General features: G+C 72.3%; 23 protein-coding genes and 1 riboswitch. Of the genes, 17 read left to right on the plus strand and 6 right to left on the minus strand.

Annotation, left to right across the window (positions count from 1 at the left end; genetic code table 11):
• The first annotated feature begins 62 nt into the window (after positions 1–62).
• The 5 genes from qcrC (at position 63) to ACE1OA_RS25290 (ending at position 6,611) form a co-directional block, all read left to right on the plus strand.
• Positions 63–872: a cytochrome bc1 complex diheme cytochrome c subunit gene (gene qcrC / locus ACE1OA_RS25270; RefSeq protein ID WP_356603184.1), complete on the plus strand. Its 810-nt coding sequence runs from the start codon at positions 63–65 to the stop codon at positions 870–872.
• Positions 869–1,921: a cytochrome bc1 complex Rieske iron-sulfur subunit gene (qcrA, locus tag ACE1OA_RS25275; RefSeq protein ID WP_147977659.1), complete on the plus strand. Its 1,053-nt coding sequence runs from the start codon at positions 869–871 to the stop codon at positions 1,919–1,921. Before qcrC ends, qcrA begins: the two co-directional genes overlap by 4 nt.
• Positions 1,918–3,543, plus strand: coding sequence for a cytochrome bc1 complex cytochrome b subunit (gene qcrB, locus ACE1OA_RS25280; protein WP_356603186.1), 1,626 nt, complete (start codon positions 1,918–1,920; stop codon positions 3,541–3,543). The genes qcrA and qcrB overlap by 4 nt, the downstream gene beginning before the upstream one ends.
• Before the next feature lie 121 nt (positions 3,544–3,664).
• Positions 3,665–4,729: an anthranilate phosphoribosyltransferase gene (gene trpD, locus ACE1OA_RS25285; RefSeq protein WP_356603188.1), complete on the plus strand. Its 1,065-nt coding sequence runs from the start codon at positions 3,665–3,667 to the stop codon at positions 4,727–4,729.
• Between the two features lie 110 nt (positions 4,730–4,839).
• A riboswitch (SAM riboswitch) is annotated at positions 4,840–4,956 on the plus strand.
• 224 nt (positions 4,957–5,180) lie between these two features.
• On the plus strand, positions 5,181–6,611 hold the full coding sequence (locus tag ACE1OA_RS25290; protein WP_384868650.1) for an aminotransferase class V-fold PLP-dependent enzyme: 1,431 nt from the start codon (positions 5,181–5,183) through the stop codon (positions 6,609–6,611).
• Positions 6,612–6,672: 61 nt separating this feature from the next.
• Here ACE1OA_RS25290 and ACE1OA_RS25295 read toward each other — a convergent pair whose 3' ends face one another.
• Positions 6,673–6,954, minus strand: coding sequence for an Lrp/AsnC family transcriptional regulator (locus tag ACE1OA_RS25295; protein ID WP_147977657.1), 282 nt, complete (start codon positions 6,952–6,954; stop codon positions 6,673–6,675).
• Between the two features lie 124 nt (positions 6,955–7,078).
• Positions 7,079–7,816, minus strand: a complete 738-nt coding sequence (locus ACE1OA_RS25300; protein WP_356603193.1) for a rhomboid family intramembrane serine protease — start codon at positions 7,814–7,816, stop codon at positions 7,079–7,081.
• 195 nt (positions 7,817–8,011) lie between these two features.
• Between ACE1OA_RS25300 and ACE1OA_RS25305 the strand changes: the two genes are divergently transcribed.
• From ACE1OA_RS25305 to ACE1OA_RS25325, 5 genes are all read left to right on the plus strand, one after another.
• Complete coding sequence (locus ACE1OA_RS25305; protein ID WP_147977656.1) at positions 8,012–8,254, plus strand: hypothetical protein; 243 nt, start codon at positions 8,012–8,014, stop codon at positions 8,252–8,254.
• 34 nt (positions 8,255–8,288) lie between these two features.
• A complete protein-coding gene (locus ACE1OA_RS25310) occupies positions 8,289–9,653 on the plus strand; it encodes an NYN domain-containing protein (RefSeq protein WP_356603195.1) in 1,365 nt (454 codons plus the stop codon).
• A 255-nt stretch (positions 9,654–9,908) separates the two neighbouring features.
• Complete coding sequence (locus ACE1OA_RS25315; protein ID WP_356603197.1) at positions 9,909–10,937, plus strand: C40 family peptidase; 1,029 nt, start codon at positions 9,909–9,911, stop codon at positions 10,935–10,937.
• A gap of 198 nt (positions 10,938–11,135) precedes the next feature.
• Positions 11,136–12,176 carry an NlpC/P60 family protein gene (locus ACE1OA_RS25320; RefSeq protein ID WP_386543524.1) on the plus strand — a complete coding sequence of 347 codons (1,041 nt, stop codon included), beginning with the start codon at positions 11,136–11,138 and terminating at the stop codon, positions 12,174–12,176.
• Between the two features lie 64 nt (positions 12,177–12,240).
• Entirely contained in the window at positions 12,241–13,464 is a 1,224-nt protein-coding gene (locus ACE1OA_RS25325) for a hypothetical protein (protein WP_432753436.1), read from the plus strand.
• Between the two features lie 69 nt (positions 13,465–13,533).
• Here the strand turns inward: ACE1OA_RS25325 and ACE1OA_RS25330 are convergent, their stop codons facing one another.
• Positions 13,534–14,085 carry a PadR family transcriptional regulator gene (locus tag ACE1OA_RS25330; RefSeq protein WP_356776404.1) on the minus strand — a complete coding sequence of 184 codons (552 nt, stop codon included), beginning with the start codon at positions 14,083–14,085 and terminating at the stop codon, positions 13,534–13,536.
• Between the two features lie 95 nt (positions 14,086–14,180).
• Between ACE1OA_RS25330 and ACE1OA_RS25335 the strand changes: the two genes are divergently transcribed.
• Positions 14,181–15,506 carry an MATE family efflux transporter gene (locus ACE1OA_RS25335; protein WP_432753437.1) on the plus strand — a complete coding sequence of 442 codons (1,326 nt, stop codon included), beginning with the start codon at positions 14,181–14,183 and terminating at the stop codon, positions 15,504–15,506.
• Here ACE1OA_RS25335 and ACE1OA_RS25340 read toward each other — a convergent pair.
• Complete coding sequence (locus tag ACE1OA_RS25340) at positions 15,470–16,840, minus strand: glycosyltransferase 87 family protein (protein ID WP_384868661.1); 1,371 nt, start codon at positions 16,838–16,840, stop codon at positions 15,470–15,472. The two genes, ACE1OA_RS25335 and ACE1OA_RS25340, sit on opposite strands and share 37 nt — an antisense overlap.
• An 86-nt stretch (positions 16,841–16,926) precedes the next feature.
• Between ACE1OA_RS25340 and ACE1OA_RS25345 the strand changes: the two genes are divergently transcribed.
• The gene (locus ACE1OA_RS25345; protein WP_356603207.1) at positions 16,927–18,069 is read left to right on the plus strand and encodes a glycosyltransferase family 4 protein; all 1,143 of its coding nucleotides are present in this window, start codon (positions 16,927–16,929) and stop codon (positions 18,067–18,069) included.
• A gap of 70 nt (positions 18,070–18,139) precedes the next feature.
• Here ACE1OA_RS25345 and ACE1OA_RS25350 read toward each other — a convergent pair whose 3' ends face one another.
• Positions 18,140–18,658 carry a hypothetical protein gene (locus ACE1OA_RS25350; RefSeq protein WP_356603209.1) on the minus strand — a complete coding sequence of 173 codons (519 nt, stop codon included), beginning with the start codon at positions 18,656–18,658 and terminating at the stop codon, positions 18,140–18,142.
• Between the two features lie 100 nt (positions 18,659–18,758).
• Positions 18,759–20,555 carry an AMP-dependent synthetase/ligase gene (locus ACE1OA_RS25355; RefSeq protein ID WP_356776400.1) on the minus strand — a complete coding sequence of 599 codons (1,797 nt, stop codon included), beginning with the start codon at positions 20,553–20,555 and terminating at the stop codon, positions 18,759–18,761.
• Positions 20,556–20,822: 267 nt separating this feature from the next.
• On the opposite strand from ACE1OA_RS25355, the gene ACE1OA_RS25360 reads away from it, so the two are divergent.
• The 5 genes from ACE1OA_RS25360 (at position 20,823) to ACE1OA_RS25380 (ending at position 25,022) form a co-directional block, all read left to right on the plus strand.
• A complete protein-coding gene (locus ACE1OA_RS25360; protein ID WP_356603448.1) occupies positions 20,823–21,590 on the plus strand; it encodes a metallophosphoesterase family protein in 768 nt (255 codons plus the stop codon).
• Positions 21,591–21,688: 98 nt separating this feature from the next.
• Positions 21,689–22,132: an SRPBCC family protein gene (locus ACE1OA_RS25365; RefSeq protein WP_147977645.1), complete on the plus strand. Its 444-nt coding sequence runs from the start codon at positions 21,689–21,691 to the stop codon at positions 22,130–22,132.
• Positions 22,133–22,376: 244 nt separating this feature from the next.
• Entirely contained in the window at positions 22,377–23,525 is a 1,149-nt protein-coding gene (locus ACE1OA_RS25370; RefSeq protein WP_356603213.1) for an ArsA family ATPase, read from the plus strand.
• 42 nt (positions 23,526–23,567) lie between these two features.
• On the plus strand, positions 23,568–24,014 hold the full coding sequence (locus ACE1OA_RS25375; protein WP_356776395.1) for a DUF5304 domain-containing protein: 447 nt from the start codon (positions 23,568–23,570) through the stop codon (positions 24,012–24,014).
• A 66-nt stretch (positions 24,015–24,080) separates the two neighbouring features.
• Positions 24,081–25,022 carry an ROK family glucokinase gene (locus tag ACE1OA_RS25380; protein ID WP_356603217.1) on the plus strand — a complete coding sequence of 314 codons (942 nt, stop codon included), beginning with the start codon at positions 24,081–24,083 and terminating at the stop codon, positions 25,020–25,022.
• Positions 25,023–25,055: the final 33 nt, after the last annotated feature.

The raw sequence follows: 25,055 nt of genomic DNA on the forward strand, positions 1-25,055 counted from the left end.
GTCTCCGACCCGAGCACATCCAGCAAGCATCGACGCAGAAGATCCTGACACCGGGGTAATCCGTGAAAAAGCTCTCCGCACGACGACGCCATCCGCTGGCGGCGGTCGTCGTCCTACTTCTCGCGCTGGCGGCCACTGGGGGGCTGTACGCCGCGTTCGCGCCCGCGGGCACGGCGAAGGCCGATGAAACCGCCCAGTCCCTCGCCATCGAGGAGGGCAAGAAGCTCTACTCCGTCGGCTGCGCCAGCTGCCACGGAACCGGCGGTCAGGGCACCTCTGACGGCCCCTCGCTGGTCGGCGTCGGCTCCGCCGCCGTGGACTTCCAGGTCGGCACGGGCCGTATGCCCGCCCAGCAGCCGGGCGCCCAGGTCCCGAAGAAGAAGGTCATCTACTCGCAGGCCGAGATCGATCTGCTTGCGGCGTACATCGCCTCTCTCGGTGCCGGCCCGATCACGCCGAAGGCGGGCCAGTACAGCCCCGACGGCGCCGACATCGCCCGTGGTGGCGAACTGTTCCGTACGAACTGCGCCCAGTGCCACAACTTCACCGGTGAGGGCGGCGCGCTGACGCACGGCAAGTACGCCCCCAACCTCGAAGGCGTGAGCGAGAAGCACCTGTACGAGGCCATGCAGACCGGCCCGCAGAACATGCCCTCCTTCCCCGACACCACGATGCCGGAGAAGGAGAAGAGGGACATCATCGCGTACGTCAAGGCCGTCAACAGCGACGAGGCCGACAGCCCCGGCGGACTCAGCCTGGGTGGCCTCGGCCCCGTCAGCGAGGGTCTGTTCGGATGGGTGTTCGGACTGGGTGCGCTCATCGCAGTTGCCGTCTGGGTCGCGGCCCACACCGCTAAGGCCAAGAAGTCATGAGTAGCCAAGAGATTCCAGAAGAGAACCTGCCCGCAGCGCAGGACACCGCGCACGGCGCGGTGATGGTCGCCGACGACCCGTTCGCCGACCCGGGCCTCCCGCCCCACAAGCCCCGCATCCAGGACATCGACGAGCGGGCCGCCCGGCGGTCCGAGCGCGCGGTCGCCCTGATGTTCACGTTGTCGATGCTGGCCACGATCGGCTTCATCGCCTCCTACGTGATCTTCCCGGTCGATCAGATCGTGTACATCTGGCCCTTCGGCCGGGTGTCCGCGCTCAACTTCGCCCTGGGTCTGACCCTCGGTGCCGCGCTGTTCCTCATCGGCGCGGGCGCGGTCCACTGGGCCCGCACCCTGATGTCGGATGTGGAGATGGCGGACGACCGTCACGCCATCCAGGCCGACACGGAGACCAAGGCGAAGGTCATGGCCGACTTCGCCGCCGGTGCCTCCGAGTCCGGCATGGGCCGGCGCAAGCTGATCCGCAACACGATGTTCGGCGCGCTGGCGCTCGTCCCGCTCTCCGGCGTCGTCCTGCTGCGTGACATGGGTCCGCTGCCGGAGAAGAAGCTCCGCAGCACGATGTGGGCCAAGGGCCTGCAGCTGATCAACATGAACACGCACGAGCCGCTCCGTCCCGAGGACGTCGCGGTCGGCTCGCTGACCTTCGCCATGCCGGAGGGTCTGTCGGAGCACGACCACGACTTCCAGGTCGAGATCGCCAAGGCTGCCCTGATGATCGTCCGGATCCAGCCGGAGGACATCAAGGACAAGCGCGAGCTCGAGTGGTCGCACGACGGCATCGTCGCCTTCTCGAAGATCTGCACCCACGTGGGTTGCCCGATCTCCCTGTACGAGCAGCAGACGCACCACGTGCTCTGCCCGTGCCACCAGTCCACTTTCGACCTGTCCGACGGCGCCCGCGTCATCTTCGGCCCGGCCGGCCACGCTCTCCCGCAGCTGCGGATCGGCGTGAACGACAAGGGCTTCCTCGAGGCGCTCGGCGACTTCGACGAGCCCGTCGGTCCTGCCTTCTGGGAGCGCGGATGAGCACTGTGACGGATACCAAGAAGAAGGCCCCCGCCGGTGAGCGGGTCGCCGACTGGGCCGACGGCCGCCTCGGGATCTACTCCCTGGCCAAGGCCAACATGCGGAAGATCTTCCCGGACCACTGGTCCTTCATGCTCGGTGAGATCTGCCTCTACAGCTTCATCATCATCATCCTGACGGGCGTCTACCTGACGATGTTCTTCCACCCGTCGATGAACGAGGTGGAGTACCACGGCAGCTACATCCCGCTCCAGGGTCAGCTGATGTCCGAGGCGTTCAACTCGACCATGCACATCTCCTTCGATGTGCGCGGTGGTCTGCTCATCCGGCAGATCCACCACTGGGCGGCGCTGATCTTCCTCGCCGGCATGTTCGTGCACATGATGCGCGTGTTCTTCACGGGCGCGTTCCGCAAGCCGCGTGAGATCAACTGGCTGTTCGGCTTCCTGCTGTTCTTCCTGGGCATGTTCACCGGCTTCACCGGCTACTCGCTCCCGGACGACCTGCTCTCCGGCACCGGTGTCCGCTTCATGCAGGGCGCGATCCTGTCCGTGCCGATCATCGGCACGTACCTGTCGATGTTCCTGTTCGGCGGGGAGTTCCCCGGCGGCGACTTCGTGGCCCGGTTCTACTCGGCCCACATCCTGCTGCTGCCCGGCATCATGCTGGGTCTGGTGGTCGCCCACCTGATCCTGGTCTTCTACCACAAGCACACGCAGTTCGAGGGCCCCGGCCGGACGAACAAGAACGTCGTGGGCATGCCGCTGCTGCCGGTCTACATGGCCAAGGCCGGAGGCTTCTTCTTCCTGGTCTTCGGTGTCATCTCGGTCATCGCGGCGATCGCCTCGATCAACCCGATCTGGGCGATCGGCCCGTACCGGCCGGACCAGGTGTCCACCGGCGCCCAGCCCGACTGGTACATGGGCTTCGCCGAGGGTCTGATCCGTGTCATGCCGGGCTGGGAGATCAACCTCTGGGGCCACACGCTGGTCCTGGGCGTGATGATCCCGCTGGCGATCTTCCCGGCGGTCCTGGCCGCCATCGCGGTCTACCCGTTCATCGAGTCCTGGATCACGGGCGACAAGCGCGAGCACCACATCGCGCAGCGCCCGCGCAACGCTCCGACGCGCACCGCCTTCGGTGTCGCCTGGATCACCGCGTACATGGTCATGCTCATCGGTGGTGGAAACGACCTCTGGGCCACCCACTTCCACCTGTCGCTGAACTCGATCACCTGGTTCGTCCGGATCTTCTTCTTCGTCGGACCGGTCATCGCCTTCGTCGTCACCAAGCGGATCTGCCTCGGCCTCCAGCGCCGGGACAAGGACAAGGTGCTGCACGGACGCGAGTCCGGCATCATCAAGCGCCTGCCGCACGGTGAGTTCGTCGAGGTCCACCAGCCGCTCAGCCAGGGCGAGCTGTACCGCCTCACGGCGCACGAGCAGAACCAGCCGGCCGAGCTCGGCCCGCTGGTCGACGAGAACGGTGTGGAGCGCAAGGTCGGCGCCATCGAGAGGCTCCGGGTCAAGCTCAACCGGAGCTACTACGGCGAGGACAGCCAGATCGCCAAGCCCACCGCCGAGGAGTACAAGGAGATCACCAGCGGCCACGGCCACCACTGATCACCTGACCTGAAGGTCGCCACGGCAGGAGCCCCGTCCATTCGATGGACGGGGCTCTTTGCCGTGCCGCCGGCTCGATAGGGTGGGATCACCACCGATACGTGTCGAACCTGGAGCTGCCATGAGCGCTGTGACCCCCGCTGGAGGACCTACCACGGCGGGTCGCTCCTGGCCGGCCGTGCTGAACACCCTGCTGGACGGCGGCGACCTCGGCACCGAGGACTCGGCCTGGGCGATGGACCGCATCATGAGCGGCGAGGCCACCGACGTGCAGATCGCCGGCTTCGCGGTGGCCCTGCGCGCCAAGGGCGAGACCGTCGAGGAGATCACCGGCCTCGTCCGCACGATGTACGCGCACGCCAACACCATCGAGGTGCCCGGCCGCACCGTGGACATCGTCGGCACCGGCGGCGACGGCGCGAAGACGGTCAACATCTCCACCATGTCGGCGATCGTGGTGGCCGGCACCGGGGCCAAGGTCGTCAAGCACGGCAACCGGGCGGCCTCCTCGGCATCGGGCGCCTCCGACGTCCTGGAGAAGCTCGGCGTCAACCTGGAGCTCACCCCGCGGCGGGTGGCCGAGGTCGCCGAGGAGGCCGGCATCACCTTCTGCTTCGCGGTCAAGTTCCACCCGGCGCTGCGTCACGTCGCCACCGCCCGCGGGCAGCTCGGTGTGCGCACCGTCTTCAACTTCCTCGGCCCGCTCACCAACCCGGCCCGGGTCAGGTCCCAGGCCACCGGTGTGGCCGACGCCCGGATGGCCCCGATCATGGCGGGCGTACTCGCCGAGCGCGGCTCCTCGGCCCTGGTCTTCCGCGGTGACGACGGCCTCGACGAGCTCACCACCACGGCCACCTCCCGGGTGTGGGTGGTCCGGGACGGCGCGGTGCGCGAGGAGTCCTTCGACCCGCGGGACGTCGGCATCGAGCTGGTGCCGGTGGAGGCGCTGCGCGGCGCCGACGCCTCCTTCAACGCGGACGTGGCCCGCCGGCTGCTGGCGGGCGAGACCGGTCCGGTACGGGACGCGGTGCTGCTCAACTCGGCGGCCGCGCTCACGGCACTCGACCCCGGCGCAGGCACGCTGACGGAGCAGCTCGCGTCCGGCATCGCGAAGGCGGCGGAGTCGATCGACTCCGGCGCGGCGCGGCAGGCCCTGGAGCGCTGGGTCGCGGCCAGCAACGCGTAGCGAGCGTCTCAGGGACGACCGGTGGGGCCCCGCTGCGGCGGGGCCCTTTCGTGTCCCGGGATCCGGACACGGGTTGCGCCGGAGCGATCACGTGGCATAACTTCGGAGCAGGTCATGAGTGACAGCGTTCAGGCCCCGGCTTGCTGTCCGGCAACCCTCCGTCCGTGGCGGGGTGCCCCGGGTGAAGACCAGGCCGTGGACAGCAAGGTCCGCGGCAAGCGCGGACCCCTGCGGAACCCTGGGGTCCTTGGTCCTCGAGGGAGCAGTCTCGTGAGCAAGCGAATGTGCTAGGGCCTCCGGCCCTCCTTCTTTCCCTCCATGCGGCCCTCCGTGCCGCCTGTCGAGGCAACTCCCGTACGCGGCACCCTTCTTCGTCGTGCCCTGCGGGCTTCTCACGTCACCGTCCCCTCCTCGGCCGAGGGGACACTCCGTCCCGCAGGGAGACTTCGCCATGTCCGCGTGCCCGAACGCCGCCACCGCCTCCGTCATCGCCACCGTGCCCGTCGCGGCCGGCGAGCCCGTCACCGCCGCCGACTCCGCCGATCCGTGCTGCGCGGCCCCGCTCCCGGTGCTCGGCCGGGACGTCACCGTCCCCCTGGTGACCGGCGGCGAGGTCAGCTACGCCGCGCTCGACTACGCGGCCAGCGCCCCGGCGCTCCAGCGGGTGTGGGACGACGTCGCCGCGTACGCCCCGTACTACGGCAGCGTCCACCGGGGCGCCGGCTACCTCTCGCAGCTGTCCACCGACCTCTTCGAGAACAGCCGGGTCACCGTCGCCGAGTTCCTCGACTGCCGCCCCGACGACCAGGTCGTCTTCACCCGCTCCACCACCGACTCGCTGAACCTGCTCGCCGCCGTGGTCCCGGCCGACTGCCAGGTCTTCGTCTTCGAGACCGAGCACCACGCCTCGCTGCTGCCCTGGAAGGACGCCCAGGTCAGCTATCTCAACGCGCCGCGCACGCCCGCCCAGGCCGTCGAGATCCTGGAGCGGGCCCTGGGCGCCCGCGAGCCGCACGGTCCGGCGCTGGTCTGCGTGACCGGCGCGTCCAACGTCACCGGCGAACTGTGGCCGGTCAAGGAACTCGCCGCCGCCGCGCACGCCCACGGCGCCCGCATCGTCCTCGACGCCGCCCAGCTCGCGCCCCACCACCCCGTGTCCGTCCGGGAGTCGGACGTCGACTGGGTGGCCTTCTCCGGCCACAAGCTGTACGCCCCCTTCGGCTCCGGTGTCCTCGCCGGACGGGCCGACTGGCTCCAGGAGGCCGAGCCGTACCTGGCGGGCGGCGGCGCCTCCCGCAAGGTCGCCCGCCGGGCCGACGGGGGAGTGGACGTCGAGTGGCACACCACCGCCGCCCGCCACGAGGCCGGATCCCCGAACGTCATCGGCGTCTACTCGATCGCCTCCGCCTGCAAGGCGCTGACCGAGGCCGGCTTCGACTCCCTGGTCGCCCGCGAGCAGCACCTGATCGCCACGGTGCGCGCGGGCCTGGCCGAGGTGCCCGAGGTCAGGGTGCTCTCGCTGTTCGGCGACGACTCCCCGCGCGTCGGCGTCATCTCCTTCGTGGTGGAGGGCTGGAACAGCTCGCACTTCGCCGCCGCGCTCTCCGCCGAGTACGGCATCGGCGTCCGCGACGGCCTCTTCTGCGCCCACCCGCTGGTGCGGACCCTGCTGGGCAGCGACCCGCAGGACGTCGGCGAGTGCGGCGCCCCGGAGGCCGAGCCGGGCGAGCGGTCGCTGAACGCCATCCGGGTCAGCTTCGGCGCCGGTACGCCGGACGAGCACGTGGAGCGTTTCGTCGGCGCCGTACGGGAGCTCGTCCGCGACGGCGCGCAGTGGAAGTACCGCACCGAGGACGGCCGCTGCGTGCCGGACCGCGGCTGACCACCCACTCGTACGAGTGAAGGGGGCCTCCCCGGGAGGCCCCCTTCCGTCGTGACGGGTGTTACGACTCCAGGCCGATGGCGAAGGCCGCTTCCAGGTCGTGCTGGGAGTACGTGCGGAACGCGACGTGCGTGTCCGTGGCCTCGACGCCGGGGATCTTGCTGATGCGGCCCGGGATGACGTCCGCCAGGTCGTCGTGCTTCGGCACGCGCACCATGGCGATCAGGTCGTAGGTACCGGTGACCGAGAAGACCTCGCTGACGCTGTCGAGCGAGGCGATCGACTCCGCGATCTCGGGGATGCGGTCCACGCTGGTCTTGATGAGCACGATCGCGGTGATCACGGCTGTCTTACTCCCTCGGTCGCCGCGGCTGGGGCCTTCACTCTAGGGCCTGCCTTCAAAGTAGCGCCGGTGGGGCTGCGGGCGCCGCGAGCTCACCGATCCGGCCCGATCCCGACGAAAGGCCCTAGCCCGCCCGGCTGCCGTCGCCGTCGCGCCGGGGAAGCACCCTGCGGCCGCCCCGCCGGCGGTACCGGCCCCAGGCGTAGAGGAAGCCCACGGCGAAGCCGACCACGTGCGCCAGATAGGCGACCCCGGGTCCCGCCCCGGCCGCCCGGGCGGCCAGCCACTGGAGCACGAACCAGAAGACCAGCACGATCCACGCGGGGAACCGCAGCGGCAGGAAGAGGAGGAAGGGGAAGAGGCTGGTGACCCGGGAGCGGGGGAAGAGGTAGAGGAACGCCCCGAGCACCCCCGAGATCGCCCCCGACGCCCCGACCAGGGTCTGCTCGCTGCTCGCGTAGGCGGCGGCATAGCCGAGCAGGGCGAGGTAGCCGCAGGCGAGGTAGAAGAGCAGGAACGGCACCGGCCCCATCCGCTCCTCGGCCATCGCGCCGAAGACGTAGAGGAACAGCATGTTCCCGAGCAGATGCAGCCAGCTGCCGTGCACGAACAGCGCGGTGAGCGGGGTCAGCAGGGCGCGCGGCTCGCTGTCCATCAGCTCCGCCGGCACCACTCCCCAGCGGTGGAAGTACGCGCTCTGGGCGATCAGGGACGCGTCCCCGGTGCCGTGCGCCGGGATCAGCCCGGAGACCGGGCTGATCAGGAACGCGAGGCAGCAGAGGGCGATCAGGCCGTACGTCACCGTCGGTCCGTTCCGCGCGCCGTGCCAGGCGCCGAGGGCCGCTCCCCGCCAGTCGATCATGGACAGATCATGACGTACCGGGGTCGACGCGGACAGAGCGCCTCGCCGGGGCGCGCGGTACCGGCCCGTGCGCCGGGCTCCGCCTGAGCAGGGCGTACCCCGATGGCCGTAGGGTACGGGCATTACATCCGCAGTTCGACGGCGCACCGCGGCTCCCGCACCTGGTATCACGCACCAAGAAACGAGGACGGCACGATGACGGCGATTCCCCAGCCGACCGCCGAGACCCGCTGGCGCTGCACACTCTGCGGCAATCTGACCCGATTCGACGTGACCCGCTCCTCCAAGGTCGTCGAGTACATCCATCTGGACCTTGCCGGGGAGCCCAAGGTGGAGGAGCGCGAGGTGGTCAGTGAGACCATCGAGTCGGTCCGCTGTCGCTGGTGCAACGCGGTGGACCAGATCGAGCTGGTGGACAGGCCGGGCAGCGCTTCCTGACGGAGCGCTGCGAATGACAGTGGGGTGACGGATCGTGGAGCAGCCCACGCGTGGTGACGAACCGGCCGGCGCGGCGGACGAGGCCGCCGAGGCGCTCGACCGGCCGCTGCCGGACGGCGTGCGGCGCAAGGTCGTCGCGCTGGTCGCCGACGCCTTCGGCGGGCTGACCGTCGCGGAGCTGCCCGCGCCCCTGCGGCAGTACGCGCGCTTCACCGCGAGCCGGCGGGCCAAGTTCGCCGGCAACGCGATGGCCGCGGCCCTGGAGAGCGACCCGCTCTTCCGGCAGCGCATCGGCGAGCGTTTCAAGGACGCCCAGCCCGAGCTGGCCGGTGCGGTCGAGTCCGGCGCGCCGCCGGCCGCCGCCGACCCCGTCGACGTCGCCGCGGCGGCCTACGTCCTGCGCCCGGCGGGCTGGGTCAAGCTGGTCGCCGCCGCCGGCGAGGAGGCCCAGCGCGCCGACGCCGAGCGGGCCGACGAGGCCGGGCGGCGCGAGCTGGAGCGGCTGCGCGAGGAGGTCGCGCACGCCAAGGAGCGCGGCCGGAGCGAGACCGAGCAACTGCGCCACGACCTGGAGACCACCCGCAAGGAAGCGGAATCGCTTCACCGCAAGCTGCGCAGTGCCCAGAGCGACGTGAAGCGCGGCGAGGCCGCCCTGCGCCGTGCCCAGGCCGAGATCGACACCGTCAAGGCGGAGGCCGCGGCACAGGTCTCGGCCGCCGAGAGCGAGAGCCGCCGGCTCAAGTCGCGGCTCGCCGAGGTGGAGGCGGCGCTGGAGGCGAGCCGTCGTGCCGCCCGTGAGGGGCGCTCGGTCGAGGACATGCGCCTGCGACTGCTGCTGGACACCGTCCTGGAATCGGCGCAGGGGCTGCGCCGTGAACTGGCCCTGCCGCCCGCCTCCATGCACCCCGCCGACACCGTCGACGCGGTGGAGCCCGGCCGGATGTCGCCGAAGGACATCGCGGCCCGCGCGCTCTCGGAGACCGACCCGGCGCTCCTCGACCAGCTCCTCGAACTGCCGCAGGCGCACCTGGTCGTGGACGGCTACAACGTCACGAAGACCGGCTATCCGACCATGCCGCTGGAGAAGCAGCGGCTGCGGCTGCTCGGCGGGCTCTCCGCGCTCGCCGCCCGCTCGGGCGCCGAGATCACCTGCGTCTTCGACGGGGCCGAGCTGGCGGCCCCGGTGCTGCTCGCGCCGCCGCGCGGGGTGCGGGTGCTGTTCTCGAAGCCGGGTGTCACCGCGGACGAGCTGATCCGCCAGCTGGTGCGCGCCGAGCCTCCGGGCCGTCCCGTCGTGGTGGTCTCCACCGACCGTGAAGTCGCCGACGGAGTCGCGAAGTCCGGAGCCCGGCCGGTCGCGTCCGCATTGTTGCTGAAGCGCCTTTCGCGCGTCTCGTGACTTCTCGTAACTCCTGGGTCTAATGCCCGAATTCTGGAGGGCACACCGTCAAGTGGCCATTACTGCCCGTGCGGTGTCTGTAAATAATGTGCTGCGTGAGCGAGATTTTGCTCATGAGGATTTGAACTGATCACAGCTAGGTCACTAGGGTCGGGCCTCGAACCTTCGCGCGGTTGATCATCTATCGGGGATGGCAGCGGAGGAACCGCCTGCCGCAGCCTGGTTGGCGGCTCGAGGAAGAAGGAGATCGCCTTCGTGGCGTCCCACCGTCGTCCCAAGCAGCCGAGCCGCACCCGTGTGACCGTGCTCACCGTGACCGCCGCCGCCGCTGTCGCGCTCACCGCCCAGTCCGGCGCCCAGGCGGCTCCGAAGCCGAAGATCGACGACGTGAAGTCGAAGGTCGACAAGCTGCACCACGAGGCCGAGGAGGCCACGGAGCAGTACAACCTCGCCGAGGAGCGCCGCGGCAAGCTGCAGAAGGAGATCGGGGCCCTCCAGGACAAGGTGGCCCGCGGTCAGCAGGAGCTCAACACCCTGCGCGACAACATCGGTTCGGTCGCCAGCGCCCAGTACCGCTCCGGCGGCATCGACCCGGCGATCCAGCTCTTCCTCTCCTCCGACCCGGACACCTACCTCGACAAGGCGTCCGCGATCGACCAGCTCGGCGCCAAGCAGGCCGACGTGCTGCAGTCGATCCAGGCCAAGCAGCGCACCCTCGCCCAGCAGCGGGCCGAGGCGACGACGAAGCTCGCCGACCTCGAGGACGTCCGCAAGACCCTCGGCGAGAAGAAGAAGGCCTTCCAGGGCAAGCTCGCCGACGCGCAGAAGCTGCTCAACTCGCTGACCGCCGCCGAGCGCGCCAAGATCCAGCAGGACGAGCTGCGTGCCAGCCGCGCCGCCGGCGACCGGGTCGACCTCGGCAACGAGGTGCCCGCCTCGCAGCGTGGCGCCGCCGCGCTCAGCGCCGCCGCCACCCAGATCGGCAAGCCGTACGTCTCCGGCGCCGAGGGCCCCAACTCGTACGACTGCTCGGGTCTGACCCAGTGGGCCTACCGCCAGGCCGGCGTGTCGCTCACCCGCACCACGTACACCCAGCAGAACGACGGTGTGAAGATCGGCCGCAGCCAGCTCAAGCCGGGCGACCTGGTCTTCTTCAACAACCTGTCCCACGTGGCCCTGTACGCGGGCAACAACACGATCCTGCACGCCCCCAAGCCGGGCGCCTCGGTCCGCTACGAGTCGATGAGCTACATGGGCACGTTCCAGTTCGGTGTGCGCGTCTGACGCCTCCGACTCCGTCGCGCGGGGCCCCTCCGGGAGCCTCCGGCACGACGCCCAATCGGGTGGTTCGTCGCGTTCGTGACTGACCTGACGCCCCGCCGGTGACCTGTGGTCTCCGGCGGGGCGTCACTTTGTGTGCCCGGCGCCTTCGTTGGTGCGGGGTGGATCTCGGGCTACTGTCTGCCGCGCCAGTCTGCGTAGATGCCGAACGGAGCGCGATACGTGGCGTCCCACCGACGACCCGTGAGGGTCACCGTCCTGACCGCCGCCGCGGCGGCGACCGCTGCCACGGCGCTCGGCGCCGTCCCCGCGAGCGCCGACCCGAGCGGTACCCCGGCTGCCGGCCGGGCCGCCGTCGACCGACTCTTCGAGGAGGCCGAACGGGCCACCGAGGGCTACAACAAGGCCGACGAGCGGGCGGACGCCCTGCGCAGGACGGTCTCCCGGGCCCAGGACAGCGTGGCGCGCGGCCAGGAGCGGATCAACCTCATGCGGGGCTCGCTCGGCATGGTCGCCGGCGCGCAGTACCGCTCCGGCGGCATGGACCCGGCCCTCGCCCTGCTGCTCTCGGCCGACCCCGACTCCTACCTGGAGCGGGCCTCGGTGCTCGACCGGGTCACCGCCCGGCAGGGCGCGGCCCTCGGCCGGCTCCGGCACGAGCAGCGGCGGCTCCACCAGCAGCGGACGGAGGCGACCCGGCTGCTGGCGGAGCTGGAGCGCAGCCGGACCCAGGTCGCCCGGCACAAGCGCACGGTCGAGCGGAAGCTCGCCGAGGCCCGGCGGGTGCTGCAGTCCCTGAGCGGGCCGGAGCGCGCGGACTTCGACCGCTCCGCGCGTGCCTCGCGGTCCGGCCGCGAGGAGTCCCTGCCGCCGCTCGCCGACCTCGGCCCGGCTTCGGGGCGGGCCGCGGCGGCGGTGATCGCCGCGCGCAGCGCGATCGGCAAGCCCTACGTCTGGGGCGCGACGGGCCCGTCCGCCTTCGACTGCTCCGGGCTGATGGTCTGGTCGTTCCGGCAGGCCGGCATCAGCCTGCCGCGGACCTCCTCGGCCCAGCGATACGCGGGACGGCAGGTGCCCCTCTCGCAGGCGCAGCCCGGCGACCTGGTCACGTACCGCAGCGACGCCAGCCACGTGGCCGTCTACGCCGGTAACGGGCAGGTGATCCACGCCCCGTACCCGGGGGCCCGGGTGCGCTACGACCCGGTCGGGATGATGTCGCACGCGACGGTGACCCGGGTCTGACCTCCTGCCGGGCCGTCCGTCCGCTCGTACGCCCGCCCGGGTGCCTGCCCGTACGATCGAGTGCGTGGCAGGTCAGGGGTGCGGAACGGTGCGACGGGCGGCGGCCTGTCTGCTGGTGACCCTGCTGACCCTGGCCGGATGCGGTGCCCCCGGATCCGGCGGCACCGCCGACCCGGCGTCCCGGGAGATCCAGAGCCTGCTCGACCGGCACGCCCGCGCGCTGCTCGCCCGGGACGAGGCGGCCTTCGTCGCCGGGGTCGATCCGGCGCTCGCGCCCGCCGCGCTGATGGAGTTCGACCGGCTCGCCGAGGTGCCGCTCGGCGCCTGGGGCTACCGGGTGACGGACGTGGACCGGGTGGACGGAGGCCGGGCGACCGCCCGGACCGAGCTCAGCTACCGGATCAGCGGCTACGACTCCGGGCCGGTCACCACCGAGCGGGTGCTCGACCTGGCGGAACGGGACGGCCGCTGGTACGTCACCGCGGACCGGCCCGCCAAGGGCGCCGCCCAGCAGCTCTGGCAGCAGGGCGACGTGGAGGCGGTACGGGGAGGGCGCAGCCTCGTCCTCGGCGTCGGGCAGTCGCGCGAGCGGCTCACGGCGATCGCGGCGGCGGCGGACCGGGCGGTCCCCGCGGTCTCCGCGGCCTGGCCGGTGCCGTGGGCGGGCCGGGTGGTCGTCCTCGTCCCGGCCTCCCTGGAGGGGATGGGCGGTCTGCTCGGCGCGCCGGGCGCCTCGTACCGGGGGATCGCGGCCGTCACCACGGGCGAGGTCGGCGGTGGTCCGGACGCGCCCGCGGACCGGGTGATCGTGAACCCCGACGCGTACGGGGTGCTCGGCGGCTTCGGCCGGCAGGTGGTCCTCACCCACGAGACCACGCACGTGGCCACCCGCGCGCACACCTCGGCCGCCACCCCGGTCTGGCTCTCGGAGGGCTTCGCGGACTGGGCGGCCTACCGGGGCACCGGGCGTACGGCCGCCCAGGCCGCGCCGGAACTGCGGCGCGCGGTCCGGGCGGGTGACACCCCCGCGCGGCTCCCCGAGGACGGGGAGTTCGCCTTCGGCGGGGACGCGGAGGCGCTGGCCCGTGCCTACGAGAGCGGCTGGCTGGCCTGCGAGCTGATCGCCGACCGCTGGGGCGAGAAGGCCCTGACCGGCTTCTACCGCGCGGTGGGCGGGCATCCCGGCCGGGACGGCGCGGTGGAGAAGGCCCTGCGGGACGTGCTGGACACCACCCCGGAGGACTTCACCGCGGCCTGGCGCGCCTACCTCGTACGACGTCTGGCCTGAGCGCCGGGGCCGGCCTGAGCGCCGGGGCTCCGGAGCCGGGGCCCGGGCGCCGGGGACCGGCCAGGGAGTTCAGGGAGCCCCGGGGGAGTCCGGGCCGGCGGCCTCCAGCTCGGCCAGCGCCTCCGCCAGCCATTCCTTCTCCGCGGTGCCGGTAGCGCGGGCGATCCGGAGCATGCCCCGGCGGAAGAGGTCGGGCTCGTCCTCCGCGCGCACCGGCGCGCCGCCCTCGTAGAAGAAGCTGGCGGGCGTGTGGAGGAAGACCTGGCGGCGGCGCAGCACCGCGGCCCGCTCGGCGGGATCGGGGAGCAGGCTCAGGAAGGCGAGCAGGGTGAAGAAGCGCTGGCCGTCGGTGATGTCGGCCTCCTTGGGCGCGCGCAGGCGGGCGAGGAGCTCCGCACGGCCGTCGGGTGTGAGCGACAGCGTCCGGCGCGGTGCCGCGCCGGTGCCCGGTTCCGTACGCCGTTCCAGCAGTCCCGCCTTCACCATGCGGGTGATCGCCGGGTAGAGGGCGCCGTCGCTGACGGGACGCACGTGGCCGCTGAGCCCCTGGATGCGGTCCTTCAGCTCGTACCCGTGCAGCGGCCTGTCGTGCAGAAAGCCGAGGATCGACAGCTCCAGCATCCGGCCCCTCCTGTTCGCTTGTCCCGGACCTCCCCTCCATGCTACCTCTTTTCGAGATACCTCTAATCGAGGTAAAACGAAACGAGGGGGCAGGCATGACGATCCGGCACCGGCACACCCTGATCCGGCTGGCGTACCCGGTCTACGGCGAACTCCTCGCCGGCGTCGCCGCCGGGATCATCTCCATGGTCTGGGTCGCCCGCCTCGGCGGGGACGCGGTCGCCGCCGTCGCCGTCGCGACCAACGTCGAGAACGTCCTCCTCGGCGTCGTGCTCATGGCGGCCTCCGGCACCACCGTCCTCGTCGCCCGCGCCCGCGGCGCCGGGGACCCCGGCGCCCTACGGGCCGCCGTCCGCGGCGGCTGGGCGCTCGCCGCCCTGCTGGTCCCGCCGGTCACCGTCGGCGGGTTCCTGCTGCGCGAACCCCTCGCCCGGCTCGTCCTCGGCGGCGACGGCACCTCCGCCCTCGCCCTGGCCACCGCCTACTTCGCGATCTCCCTGCCGGGCATGGCCGTCTTCTTCGCCACCACCGTCCTCGACGGCATCCTCAAGGGGGCCGGCGACACCCGCACCCCGATGCGGCTCGCCTTCCTCGCCAACGGTCTGATCCTCGTCCTCGACCCGCTCCTCATCCACGCCCACGGAGTGCCGGGCGCCGCCCTCGCGACCGTCCTGGGCCGCTCCGCCGCCCTCGGCGTGGGCCTGTGGGTGCTGCGCCGCAACCCCCTCCTGCGCGCCGCGCGGGCCGCCCTTCCCCCCACGGGCACGGCTGCCGCCCTGCGCCGCACCGTCGCCACCGGACTGCCCATGTCCGTCGACTTCGTCGTCCGGATGACGGGGACCCTCGCCCTCGTCGCCGTGGTCGCGCGCCTCGGCGTCACCCAGGTCGCCGCGTACGGCATCGCCACCAAGGCCATGTACGTCGCGACCATGGCCTTCTACTCCGTCCGCCAGGCGGCCGCCATCCACACGGCGCACCTGCTCGGAACGGGTCGCGACGAACGCGCGGCCGTCGGCCGGCAGGCCCTGGTCCTCGGCGGGGTCCTCGGCACGGCGGCCGCCGGCCTGCTGTTCCTCACCGCCGACCTCGTGATGCGCGGCTTCGGGGCGTCCCCCGACGTGGCGGAGGCCGGCGCCCTCTTCCTGCGCTGCCTGGGGCCCTGTCTCGTGCTGACGGCCGGGTTCATCGCGCTCGCGGGGGTCTTCGAGGGCAGTGGCGGCAGCCCGCTGCTCGCCAGGATCACGGTCGCGGGCGTGCTCGCCCAGCTCCCCCTGGCGTACGCCCTCTCCGGGCTCGGGCTGCCGGGCGTGACGCTGGCGATGGGGCTGGCGATGGCCGGGCAGTGCACGGCCCTCGGCCTGCTGCACCGCCGCACGCCCAGCCCTCAGGCGACCGGCAGGGTCCTCGAACGGTCACGCTGAGCCGGCACCGACGCCGGCGTGAGACGCGGCTCCGTCACCGTCTGCCGCCACAGGACGCGGCAGGCGGAGAGCGTGGCGGCGACCAGCAGGCCGTTGCGCACGAGCAGCAGGGCGATACCCAGCGGATCGCTGTGCGAGACGTGCGAGAACCACACCGGGAACTCGAACTGCGTGACGGCGGTCGCCCACACCACCAGGTGGACCGGCCGACGCATCCGGCTCGTCCGGTGGACCAGGCACACCGCGGCCAGCCCGACCAGCCAGATCATGTACTGCGGGCTGATCACCCGGCTCGTGGTGGTGAAGAGCAGCACCGCGACGAAGGCCGCGTCCGCCGGCGTCGTCGTCGAGAACGCGCGTGCCCGTATGCGCCACAGCAGCAGCCAGGCGAAGGCCGCGACCGTCAGCACCATCGCGGCGGAGGTGACGGTGGAGACGTACGGCCCGAGGAACTCCACGGAGCCGTAGTTCAGCCGGGCCTCGCCCTCCCAGCCGAAGTGCCGGGCCACGTGGAAGACGAGCGAACCGAGCGACTCGACCTCCGTGCCCCGGTCGCGCTGGAAGGTCAGGAACGCCAGCGCCCCCGGCGCCGCGAGCGTGCACAGCAGCAGGACACCCGCCGCCGCGCCCGCCGCCGTCGACCAGGACCGGAAGGTGGCGCGGCCGCGGGGGGTGCCCGCGAGGAGCAGCGCGGGCCAGACCTTCAGCGTCGCGCCGAAACCGGCCAGGGCGCCCATCACGCGCGGATGGCGCAGCCCGGCGAGCAGGGCGGCGACGGCCACCGCGGTGACCATCAGGTCGTACCGCGCGTACGCGGTCGGACCGAGCAGCGGGACCCCCGCCACCCAGATCCAGGCGCCGCGCTGGGAACGCCCGGGCCGGCGGCCCGTGTACCGCAGCAGCCCGAAGACGAACGCGTCGCACAGGAAGGCGAGGACGAAGAAGGCGGCGGAGTAGCCCAGGAACGGCAGCAGCGCGGGGGAGAGGATCGCCAGGGCGGCGGCCGGCGGGTACTGCCAGGTGACGTCGTCCAGCGGGTACGTGCCGGTCCTCAGGACCTCGTACCAGCCCTGGTAGATCTGCTCGACGTCACTGGTGACGTCCGGGCCGGGGACCGTGACGACCTTGAAGACGCAGAGGAGCAGGACGATCCGGGTGACGCTCCACAGCGTGACGGGATGACGCAGGAACCCGCGCAGGGATCTGTCCGGGCCGCTCCCCGGGCCCGGCCGCGCGTCCCCCGCCGTCCTCGCGACCGAAGCCGCGTCGGTGTCCGGACCCGGGTCCGTAGTCGTGCCCGTGCCGGCGCGCGCCGCGCCCAGTACGCCCGTCATCCCTACCTCGTCCTTGTCCTGTCGGTCCGCTCGCGCGGAGGTGGTGGTGCCGGGCGGGGAGTGCGGCCCCTGTAGATTCGGCCACGATGCACAAGACCCTGATCGTAACCAACGACTTCCCGCCCCGCCCCGGTGGAATCCAGGCGTTCCTGCACAACATGGCGCTGCGCCTGGATCCCGAGCGGACCGTGGTCTACGCCTCCACCTGGAAGCGCAGCCGCGAGGGCATCGAGGCGACCGCCGCGTTCGACGCCGAGCAGCCTTTCACGGTCGTACGCGACCGCACCACCATGCTGCTGCCCACTCCCCGCGTGACCGCGCGGGCGGCCGGGCTGCTCCGCGAGCACGGCTGCACCTCGGTCTGGTTCGGGGCGGCGGCCCCGCTCGGGCTGATGGCCCCCGCGCTGCGCCGTGCCGGCGCGCGCCGGCTGGTGGCCACCACGCACGGGCACGAGGCGGGCTGGGCGCAGCTGCCCGCGGCCCGGCAGCTGCTGCGGCGGATCGGCGAGGGCACGGACACGATCACCTACCTCGGCGAGTACACCCGCTCCCGGATTGCGACGGCGCTGACCCCGGCCGCGGCCGGCCGCATGGTGCAGCTCCCGCCGGGCGTGGACGAGAAGACCTTCCACCCGGGCTCGGGCGGCGAGGCGGTACGGGAGCGGCTCGGGCTCAGCGACCGGCCGGTGGTCGTCTGCGTCTCGCGGCTGGTCCCGCGCAAGGGACAGGACACGCTGATCCTGGCCATGCCCGAGATCCTGCGGCGCGTGCCGGACGCGGTGCTGCTGATCGTCGGCGGCGGTCCCTACGAGGACGACCTGCGGCGGCTCGCCCGGGAGACCGGGGTGGCCGGCTCCGTGCGCTTCACCGGCGCCGTGCCGTGGGAGGAGCTGCCGGCGCACTACGGCGCCGGAGACGTCTTCGCGATGCCCTGCCGCACGCGCCGCGGCGGCCTCGACGTCGAGGGCCTCGGCATCGTCTACCTGGAGGCCTCGGCCACCGGGCTGCCCGTCGTCGCCGGCGACTCCGGCGGGGCGCCGGACGCCGTCCTGGACGGCGAGACCGGCTGGGTCGTGCGCGGCGGGATCCCCGAGGAGTCGGCGGACCGCATCGCGACGCTGCTCCTCGACCCCGAGCTGCGCCGGCGGATGGGCGAGCGGGGCCGCCGGTGGGTCGAGGACCGCTGGCGCTGGGACCTGCTCGCCGAGCGCCTGAGGGAACTGCTCTGACCGGCGGCCCGGGTGACCGCTCCGCGCGGCCGCCCGGGTCACCGCGCGGCGCGCGTCCCGGCCGCGGACGTCAGGCGGGCAGGTAGTCGGTCAGCGCGCAGCCGTCCACCAGGAGTTCCTCGTGGCGGTAGCCCTGGGGTATCGCGAAGTCCTTCTCGCAGGTGAAGAGCAGGACGCCGGACTTCTTCAGTTCCTCGGCGGACATCCGGTCGTCCGCCACGAGCGCGAAGTCCTGGCCGAGCAGGAAGCGGCCGCCCGCCCCCTCGGCCGCGGCCTTGCGGTTCGCCTGCTGGAACTTCTCCATGTCCGCGACGGACAGCAGCGTGAGCGTGACCCTGCTGTCGTTCCCGCACACCGCACGCGCCTCGATGCCCCACGCCGGGTCGCCGGACTCCCGGCTCATGGCGCCGCTGTCGCTGCCGGCCCGCAGGTCGCTGCAGAGGGTGTGTTGCCCGACGAGCTTCTCGAGCCCCGCCATGTCACCCGCCCTGGGCAGTCCGGCGTCCTCGCCCCAGGCCCCGGCACAGCCCGTGACACTGACCAGCGCGACGAGGGCCGCCCCCACTACCGCGGTGCGCTTGAGCCGCATGAATCCCCTGCTCCTCTTGTTTCGATGGCCGGTGTCCCGGCGCGCGCGAACGCCCCCGGCGTCCGCGAAGCGGTGGCGCCGGGGGCGTGCCGAGCGTACGTCAGGCGTGGTAGATGGCTTCGATCTCGTCCGCGAAGTCCTTCGCCACCACGTTGCGCTTGAGCTTCAGCGAGGGCGTGATGTGGCCGGCCTCCTCGGTGAACTGCGAGTTCAGGACCCGGAATTTCCGCACCGACTCCGCCTTCGACACCGCCGCGTTGCCGTCGTCGATCGCGCGCTGGACCTCCGCGAGGAGGTCGGCGTCGTCGCGCAGGGAGGCCGCCGTGGAGTCCGCCGGCTTGCCGTGCTCGACGGCCCAGCGGGTCAGGAACTCCTCGTCCAGGGTCACCAGCGCGCCCACGAACGGGCGCCCGTCGCCCACCACCATGCACTCCGCGACCAGCGCGTGCGCCCGGATCCGGTCCTCGATGACGGCCGGGGCGACGTTCTTGCCGCCCGCCGTCACCAGGATCTCCTTCTTGCGGCCGGTGATCGCGAGGTAGCCGTCCTCGTCCAGCGTGCCGATGTCACCGGTGTGGAACCAGCCGTCGGCCAGCGCCTCGGCGGTCGCCGCCTCGTTCTGCCAGTAGCCGCTGAAGATGTGCTCGCCGTGCAGCAGGACCTCGCCGTCGTCGGCGATCCGCACCACCGAGCCCGGCAGCGGCTGGCCGACCGTGCCGATCTTCTGCCGGTCCCACGGGTTGAAGGCGGTCGCGGCACACGACTCCGTCAGGCCGTAGCCCTCCAGCACCGTGAAGCCGATGCCGCGGAAGAAGTGCCCGAGCCGCTCGCCCAGCGGCGCGCCGCCCGAGATCGCGTACTCGCCGCGGCCGCCGAGGACGGCCCGCAGCTTGGAGAAGACCAGCTTGTCGAAGACCTTGTGCTTGACCTTGAGGCCGAAGGACGGGCCCTGCGGGGTGCCGAGCGCGCGGCTGTACGCGATCGCCGTGTGCGCGGCCTTGTCGAAGATCTTGCCCTTGCCGTCGGCCTGGGCCTTGGCGCGCGCCGAGTTGTAGACCTTCTCGAAGACGCGCGGCACACCGAGGACCAGCGTCGGCCGGAAGGCGGCCAGCTCGTCGGTGAGGTTCTTGATGTCCGGCACGCAGCCCAGCTTGATCGGCGCCATGACGGAGGCGACCTCGACCAGACGTCCGAAGACGTGGGCGGCGGGCAGGAAGAGCAGGACGGAACACTCGCCGGTCCGGAAGAGCGGCTTCAGGCGCTCCACCACGTTGCCGCACTCGGCGAAGAACGCCCGGTGCGTCAGCACACAGCCCTTGGGGCGGCCGGTGGTGCCGGAGGTGTAGACGATCGTCGCGATGTCGTCCGCGTTCGCCGCCGACATCCGCTCGTCGAGCAGCTCGTCGGTGACCTCGGCGCCCGCGGCGGTCAGCCGGGCGACGGCGTCGTCCTCGATCTGCCAGACGCCCTTGAGCGCCGGCAGGGACGCCCGGACGGACTCGACCGACTCCGCGTGCGCCGCCGACTCCACGAGGGCGAGGGAGGCGGCCGAGTCGCCGAGGATCCACTGGATCTGCTCGGGCGAGCTGGTCTCGTACACGGGCACGGTGACCGCGCCCGCGCTCCAGATGGCGAAGTCGAGGAGAACCCACTCGTAGCGGGTCCGGGACAGCAGGGCCACCCGGTCGCCCGGCTGCACGCCGGCGGCGATCAGCCCCTTGGCAGCCCCGCGGACCTCGGCGAGGAACTGCTTGGCGGTGACGTCCGTCCAGACGCCGGCCACCTTGCGCCCCATCACGGCGACATCTGGGTGCTGAGAGGCGTTGCGGCGGATGAGATCCGTCAGGTTGCCGTCCGTGGGGACCTCGTACAGGGCCGGAAGGCTGAACTCGCGCAAGACTGCTGCTCCTCATCGGGCGCCGGCGCCACGGCTCTGTGTGATGCACCGGTGCGGTCCAAGATCGGGCAGGGGTGCTCAGTGGGGGTGAGCACGACTGGACTGCTCGGACGTTACCCACCAGTACTCGGTTCCCGATAGGGGGTCCTGGCCAGATGTTCGGTGCGTCACATACGTGTGGCGGTGCTTCGCGCACAGTAGTCCACGTCTTCGACGACTTGGAAGTAACCGCAGGTCCGACGCCCTAAGGTGAATTCCATGCCAGGCATGAGAGTCCATGTGGTCAGTGACGTGCACGGTAACGCCGGCGCCCTCGCCAGGGCGGGAGAGGGGGCGGACGCCCTGATCTGCCTGGGTGACCTGGTGCTCTTCCTCGACTACGCCGACCACAGCCGGGGGATCTTCCCCGACCTGTTCGGGGTCGAGAACGCCGACCTGATCGTCGCCCTGCGCACCGCGCGCCGCTTCGACGAGGCCCGCGACCTGGGGCGGCGGCTCTGGTCCGAGCTGGACGTCGACCGCGACACCGCGATCGAGTCCGCGGTCCGCCGCCAGTACGCGGAACTCTTCGCGGCCTTCCCGACACCCACCTACGCGACCTACGGCAACGTCGACGTGCCCGGCCTGTGGCCCGAGTACGCCCGCCCGGGCACCACGGTCCTCGACGGCGGCCGGGCCGAGATCGGCGGACTGGTCTTCGGCTTCGTGGGCGGCGGGCTGCGCACCCCCATGCGGACGCCGTACGAGATCTCCGACGAGGAGTACGCGGCGAAGGTCGAGGCGCTCGGGGACGTCGACGTGCTGTGCAGCCACATCCCGCCCGACGTGCCGGAACTGACCTACGACACGGTGGCGCGCCGCTTCGAGCGCGGCAGCCGGGCCCTGCTGGACGCCATCCACCGCACCCGGCCCCGGTACGCGCTGTTCGGGCACGTCCACCAGCCGCTGGTGCGCCGGATGCGGATAGGCGCGACCGAGTGCGTGAACGTCGGACACTTCGCCTCGACGGGCAGGCCGTGGGCGCTGGAGTGGTGAGCGGTGCGGGGCGGGTGCCGGGGGCGCGATAGCCTTCGGGTCGGCACGCCAGTGCCCTTACGACTTCCGCCGGACCGCACAGTGGAGGAACCACCGCGATGGCCGAACACACCAGCTCGAGCATCACCATCGAGGCGGCACCGGCCGACGTCATGGGCGTGATCGCCGACTTCGTCCGCTACCCCGAGTGGACGGGCGAGGTGAAGGAGGCCGAGGTCCTGGAGACCGACGCGGCCGGCCGCGCCGAGAAGGTCCGGCTGCTGCTGGACGCCGGGGCCATCAAGGACGACCACACCCTGGCGTACACCTGGACCGGCGACAACGAGGTCAGCTGGACGCTGGTCAAGTCCCAGATGCTGCGCGCCCTGGACGGCTCCTACCGGCTGGCCCCGGCGGCCGGCGGCGGCCGCACCGAGGTCACCTACCAGCTGACGGTCGACGTCAAGATCCCGATGCTCGGCATGATCAAGCGCAAGGCGGAGAAGGTCATCATCGACCGCGCGCTGGCCGGCCTGAAGAAGCGCGTCGAGGCGGGCGTCTAGGGCGTGTTGCGAAAGTCCCGCCTGCCTCGCGACGCCTGGCACGCACGCTCGCCGCGTTGTCGGGATCGCCCGAGTACGCCCAGTACGAGGGCAACCCTCCGCCTTGCGATCGCACGCACCAGACGCCGCGAGGCCCGCCCTTCGGGCGCACGGCGCTACTTTCGCAACCCGCCCTAGGCCCTGCGCGGGCGGTCCTCGGGGATCGTCCGACCGGTGCCGCCACGCGTCCCGGTACCGTCGCCGCATGCGGATCATCCTTGTCACAGGCCCCGGCGGCGCCGGACGCACCACCGTCGCCGCGGCGACCGCCCTCGTCGAGGCGTGGGCCGGCCGCCGCGTGCTGCTGGTATCGGCGGACGCCGCGTCCGCCACGGTCCTCGGCGACGGGGACCTGCCCGACGGCCTGCGGATCCACCGCCCCGACCCCGGAGCCGACTTCCGCCGCGAGTTTCTCGCCCTCCAGACCCGGCTCGGCACCGCCTTCGACCTGCTCGGCGCGGCCCCCTTCGAGGAGGCCGAACTCACCGAGCTGCCCGGCAGCGACCGGTTCGCCCTGCTCCGCGCCCTGCGGGACGCCGCCGCCGGGGACCACGACCTCGTCGTCGTCGACATGCCCCCGCTGCCCGACGCGCTCGCCGTGCTGGCCCTGCCCGAACAGCTCCGCCGCTATCTGCGCCGCCTCCTGCCGCCCGAGCGACAGGCCGCCCGCGCCCTGCGCCCGATGCTGGCCCAGCTGGCCGGCGTCCCGATGCCCGCCCAGTGGCTGTACGAGACCACCGCCCGGTGGGAGACCGAGCTCGCCGCCGTCCAGGCGGTCGTCGACGCCCCGGACACCACCGTCCGCCTCGTCGTCGAACCCGGCCCGGCCGCCACCGACGCCCTCCGCACCGCCCGGCTCGCCCTCGCCCTCCAGGGCGTCGCCCTCGACCTCGTCGTCGCGAACCGGGTGCTCCCCGCCGAGTCCGCGGACCCCTGGCTCGCCGGGCTGACCGCGCAGCAGCACGAGCACCTGGCACGCCTGCGCGAGGCCCACCCGTCCGTCCACGAGCTCCCGCACCTCGGCCGGGACCCCCGGGGCCCCGAGGACCTCGCCCTCCTCGGCGCCGTCCGGCACGATGCCCACGCCGTCGACGCTCCCGGGCACACCGTCGAGGACCGTCGCGACCAGGACGGGGTCCTCGTCTGGCACCTGCCGCTGCCCGGCGCGGTCAAGGGCGAGGTCTCGCTCGTCCGCCGCGGCGACGAACTCCTGCTCGCCGTCGGAGCGTTCCGGCGCAGCCTGCCCCTGCCGGGCGCCCTGCGCCGCTGCACCGTCACGGGAGCCGGGCTCGTCGAGGGCGACCTGCGCGTCCGGTTCACCCCGGATCCCGGGCTCTGGCCGAAGACCCCGTGACACGGCGTGTACCGTCGACGGTAGAAGCCTAAGGAGTACGCCATGAGCGATTCGGACGCCTGGGCCAAGGCCTGCGCCGAGGACCTGGAGGCCGAGAAGGCCCGCCGTCGCGCGCGGAACGGCGCGGAGCCCGGCTCCGCGGCCGAGGAGTTCCGCAAGCTCTTCGACGCCGTCGCCGACAAGGTCTCCACGCTGCGGAACCCGCTGACGGGCATGGCCGCCCAGGGAGCCGTGCAGCAGTTCGTCAACCAGGCGAAGGCGGCCGTCGAGCCGGTCATCGAGCGGAACCCGCAGGTCTTCGACCACCTCGCGGCGGCCGGCAACGAGCTGCTCGCCGCCTACCGGTCGGCGGTCGAGGGCCACGAGACCCGCTGGACACGGGACGACGACCGGCGCACGGACGGTCTGGGCGGCGACGATCTCCGCAAGGACGAGCCGCGCAAGGACGACGACGGGCCCGGAACCGGGCAGCACATCGACCTGGACTGACCGGGACGACCGGCCCCCTCGGGTACGGTTGGGCATAGCGGGGCTCGACCGAAAACTGAGGGACACATGGGACTCACCATCGGCGTCGACATCGGCGGCACGAAGATCGCGGCCGGCGTGGTCGACGAGGAGGGCAACATCCTCGACACGCACAAGGTGCCCACCCCGCCGACCCCCGAAGGCATCGTCGACGCGATCGCAGCGGCCGTCTCCGAGGCCGGCAGGGGCCACCAGATCGAGGCCGTGGGCATCGGTGCCGCGGGCTACGTCGACGACAAGCGCGCCACCGTCCTCTTCGCGCCGAACATCGACTGGCGGCACGAGCCGCTGAAGGACAAGGTCGAGCAGCGGGTGGGCCTCCCGGTCGTCGTCGAGAACGACGCGAACGCGGCGGCCTGGGGCGAGTACCGGTTCGGCGCGGGGCAGGGACACGAGGACGTCATCTGCATCACGCTCGGCACGGGCCTCGGCGGCGGCATCATCATCGGCAACAAGCTTCGGCGGGGCCGCTTCGGCGTGGCCGCCGAGTTCGGCCACATCCGGGTCGTTCCGGACGGCCTGCTGTGCGGCTGCGGCAGCCAGGGCTGCTGGGAGCAGTACGCCTCGGGGCGCGCGCTCGTCCGGTACGCCCGGCAGCGCGCCAACGCGACGCCGGAGAACGCCGAGATCCTGCTCGGCCTCGGCGACGGCACACCCGAGGGCATCCAGGGCAAGCACGTCAGCGCCGCCGCCCGCCAGGGCGACAAGGTGGCCGTGGACTCCTTCCGCGAACTGGCCCGCTGGGCGGGCGCGGGTCTCGCGGACCTCGCGTCGCTGTTCGACCCGTCGGCCTTCATCGTCGGCGGCGGTGTCTCCGACGAGGGCGACCTGGTGCTCGACCCGATCCGGAAGTCCTTCCGGCGCTGGCTGATCGGCGGACAGTGGCGTCCGCACGCCCAGGTCCTCGCGGCCAAGCTGGGCAACAAGGCCGGCCTGGTCGGCGCGGCCGACCTGGCACGCCAGGGCTAGGGCCTGTCGGGAGCGTCGCCCTCCCCGTACGCC

This window comes from Streptomyces sp. JL2001 (assembly GCF_050917515.1).
Classification (GTDB): domain Bacteria; phylum Actinomycetota; class Actinomycetes; order Streptomycetales; family Streptomycetaceae; genus Streptomyces.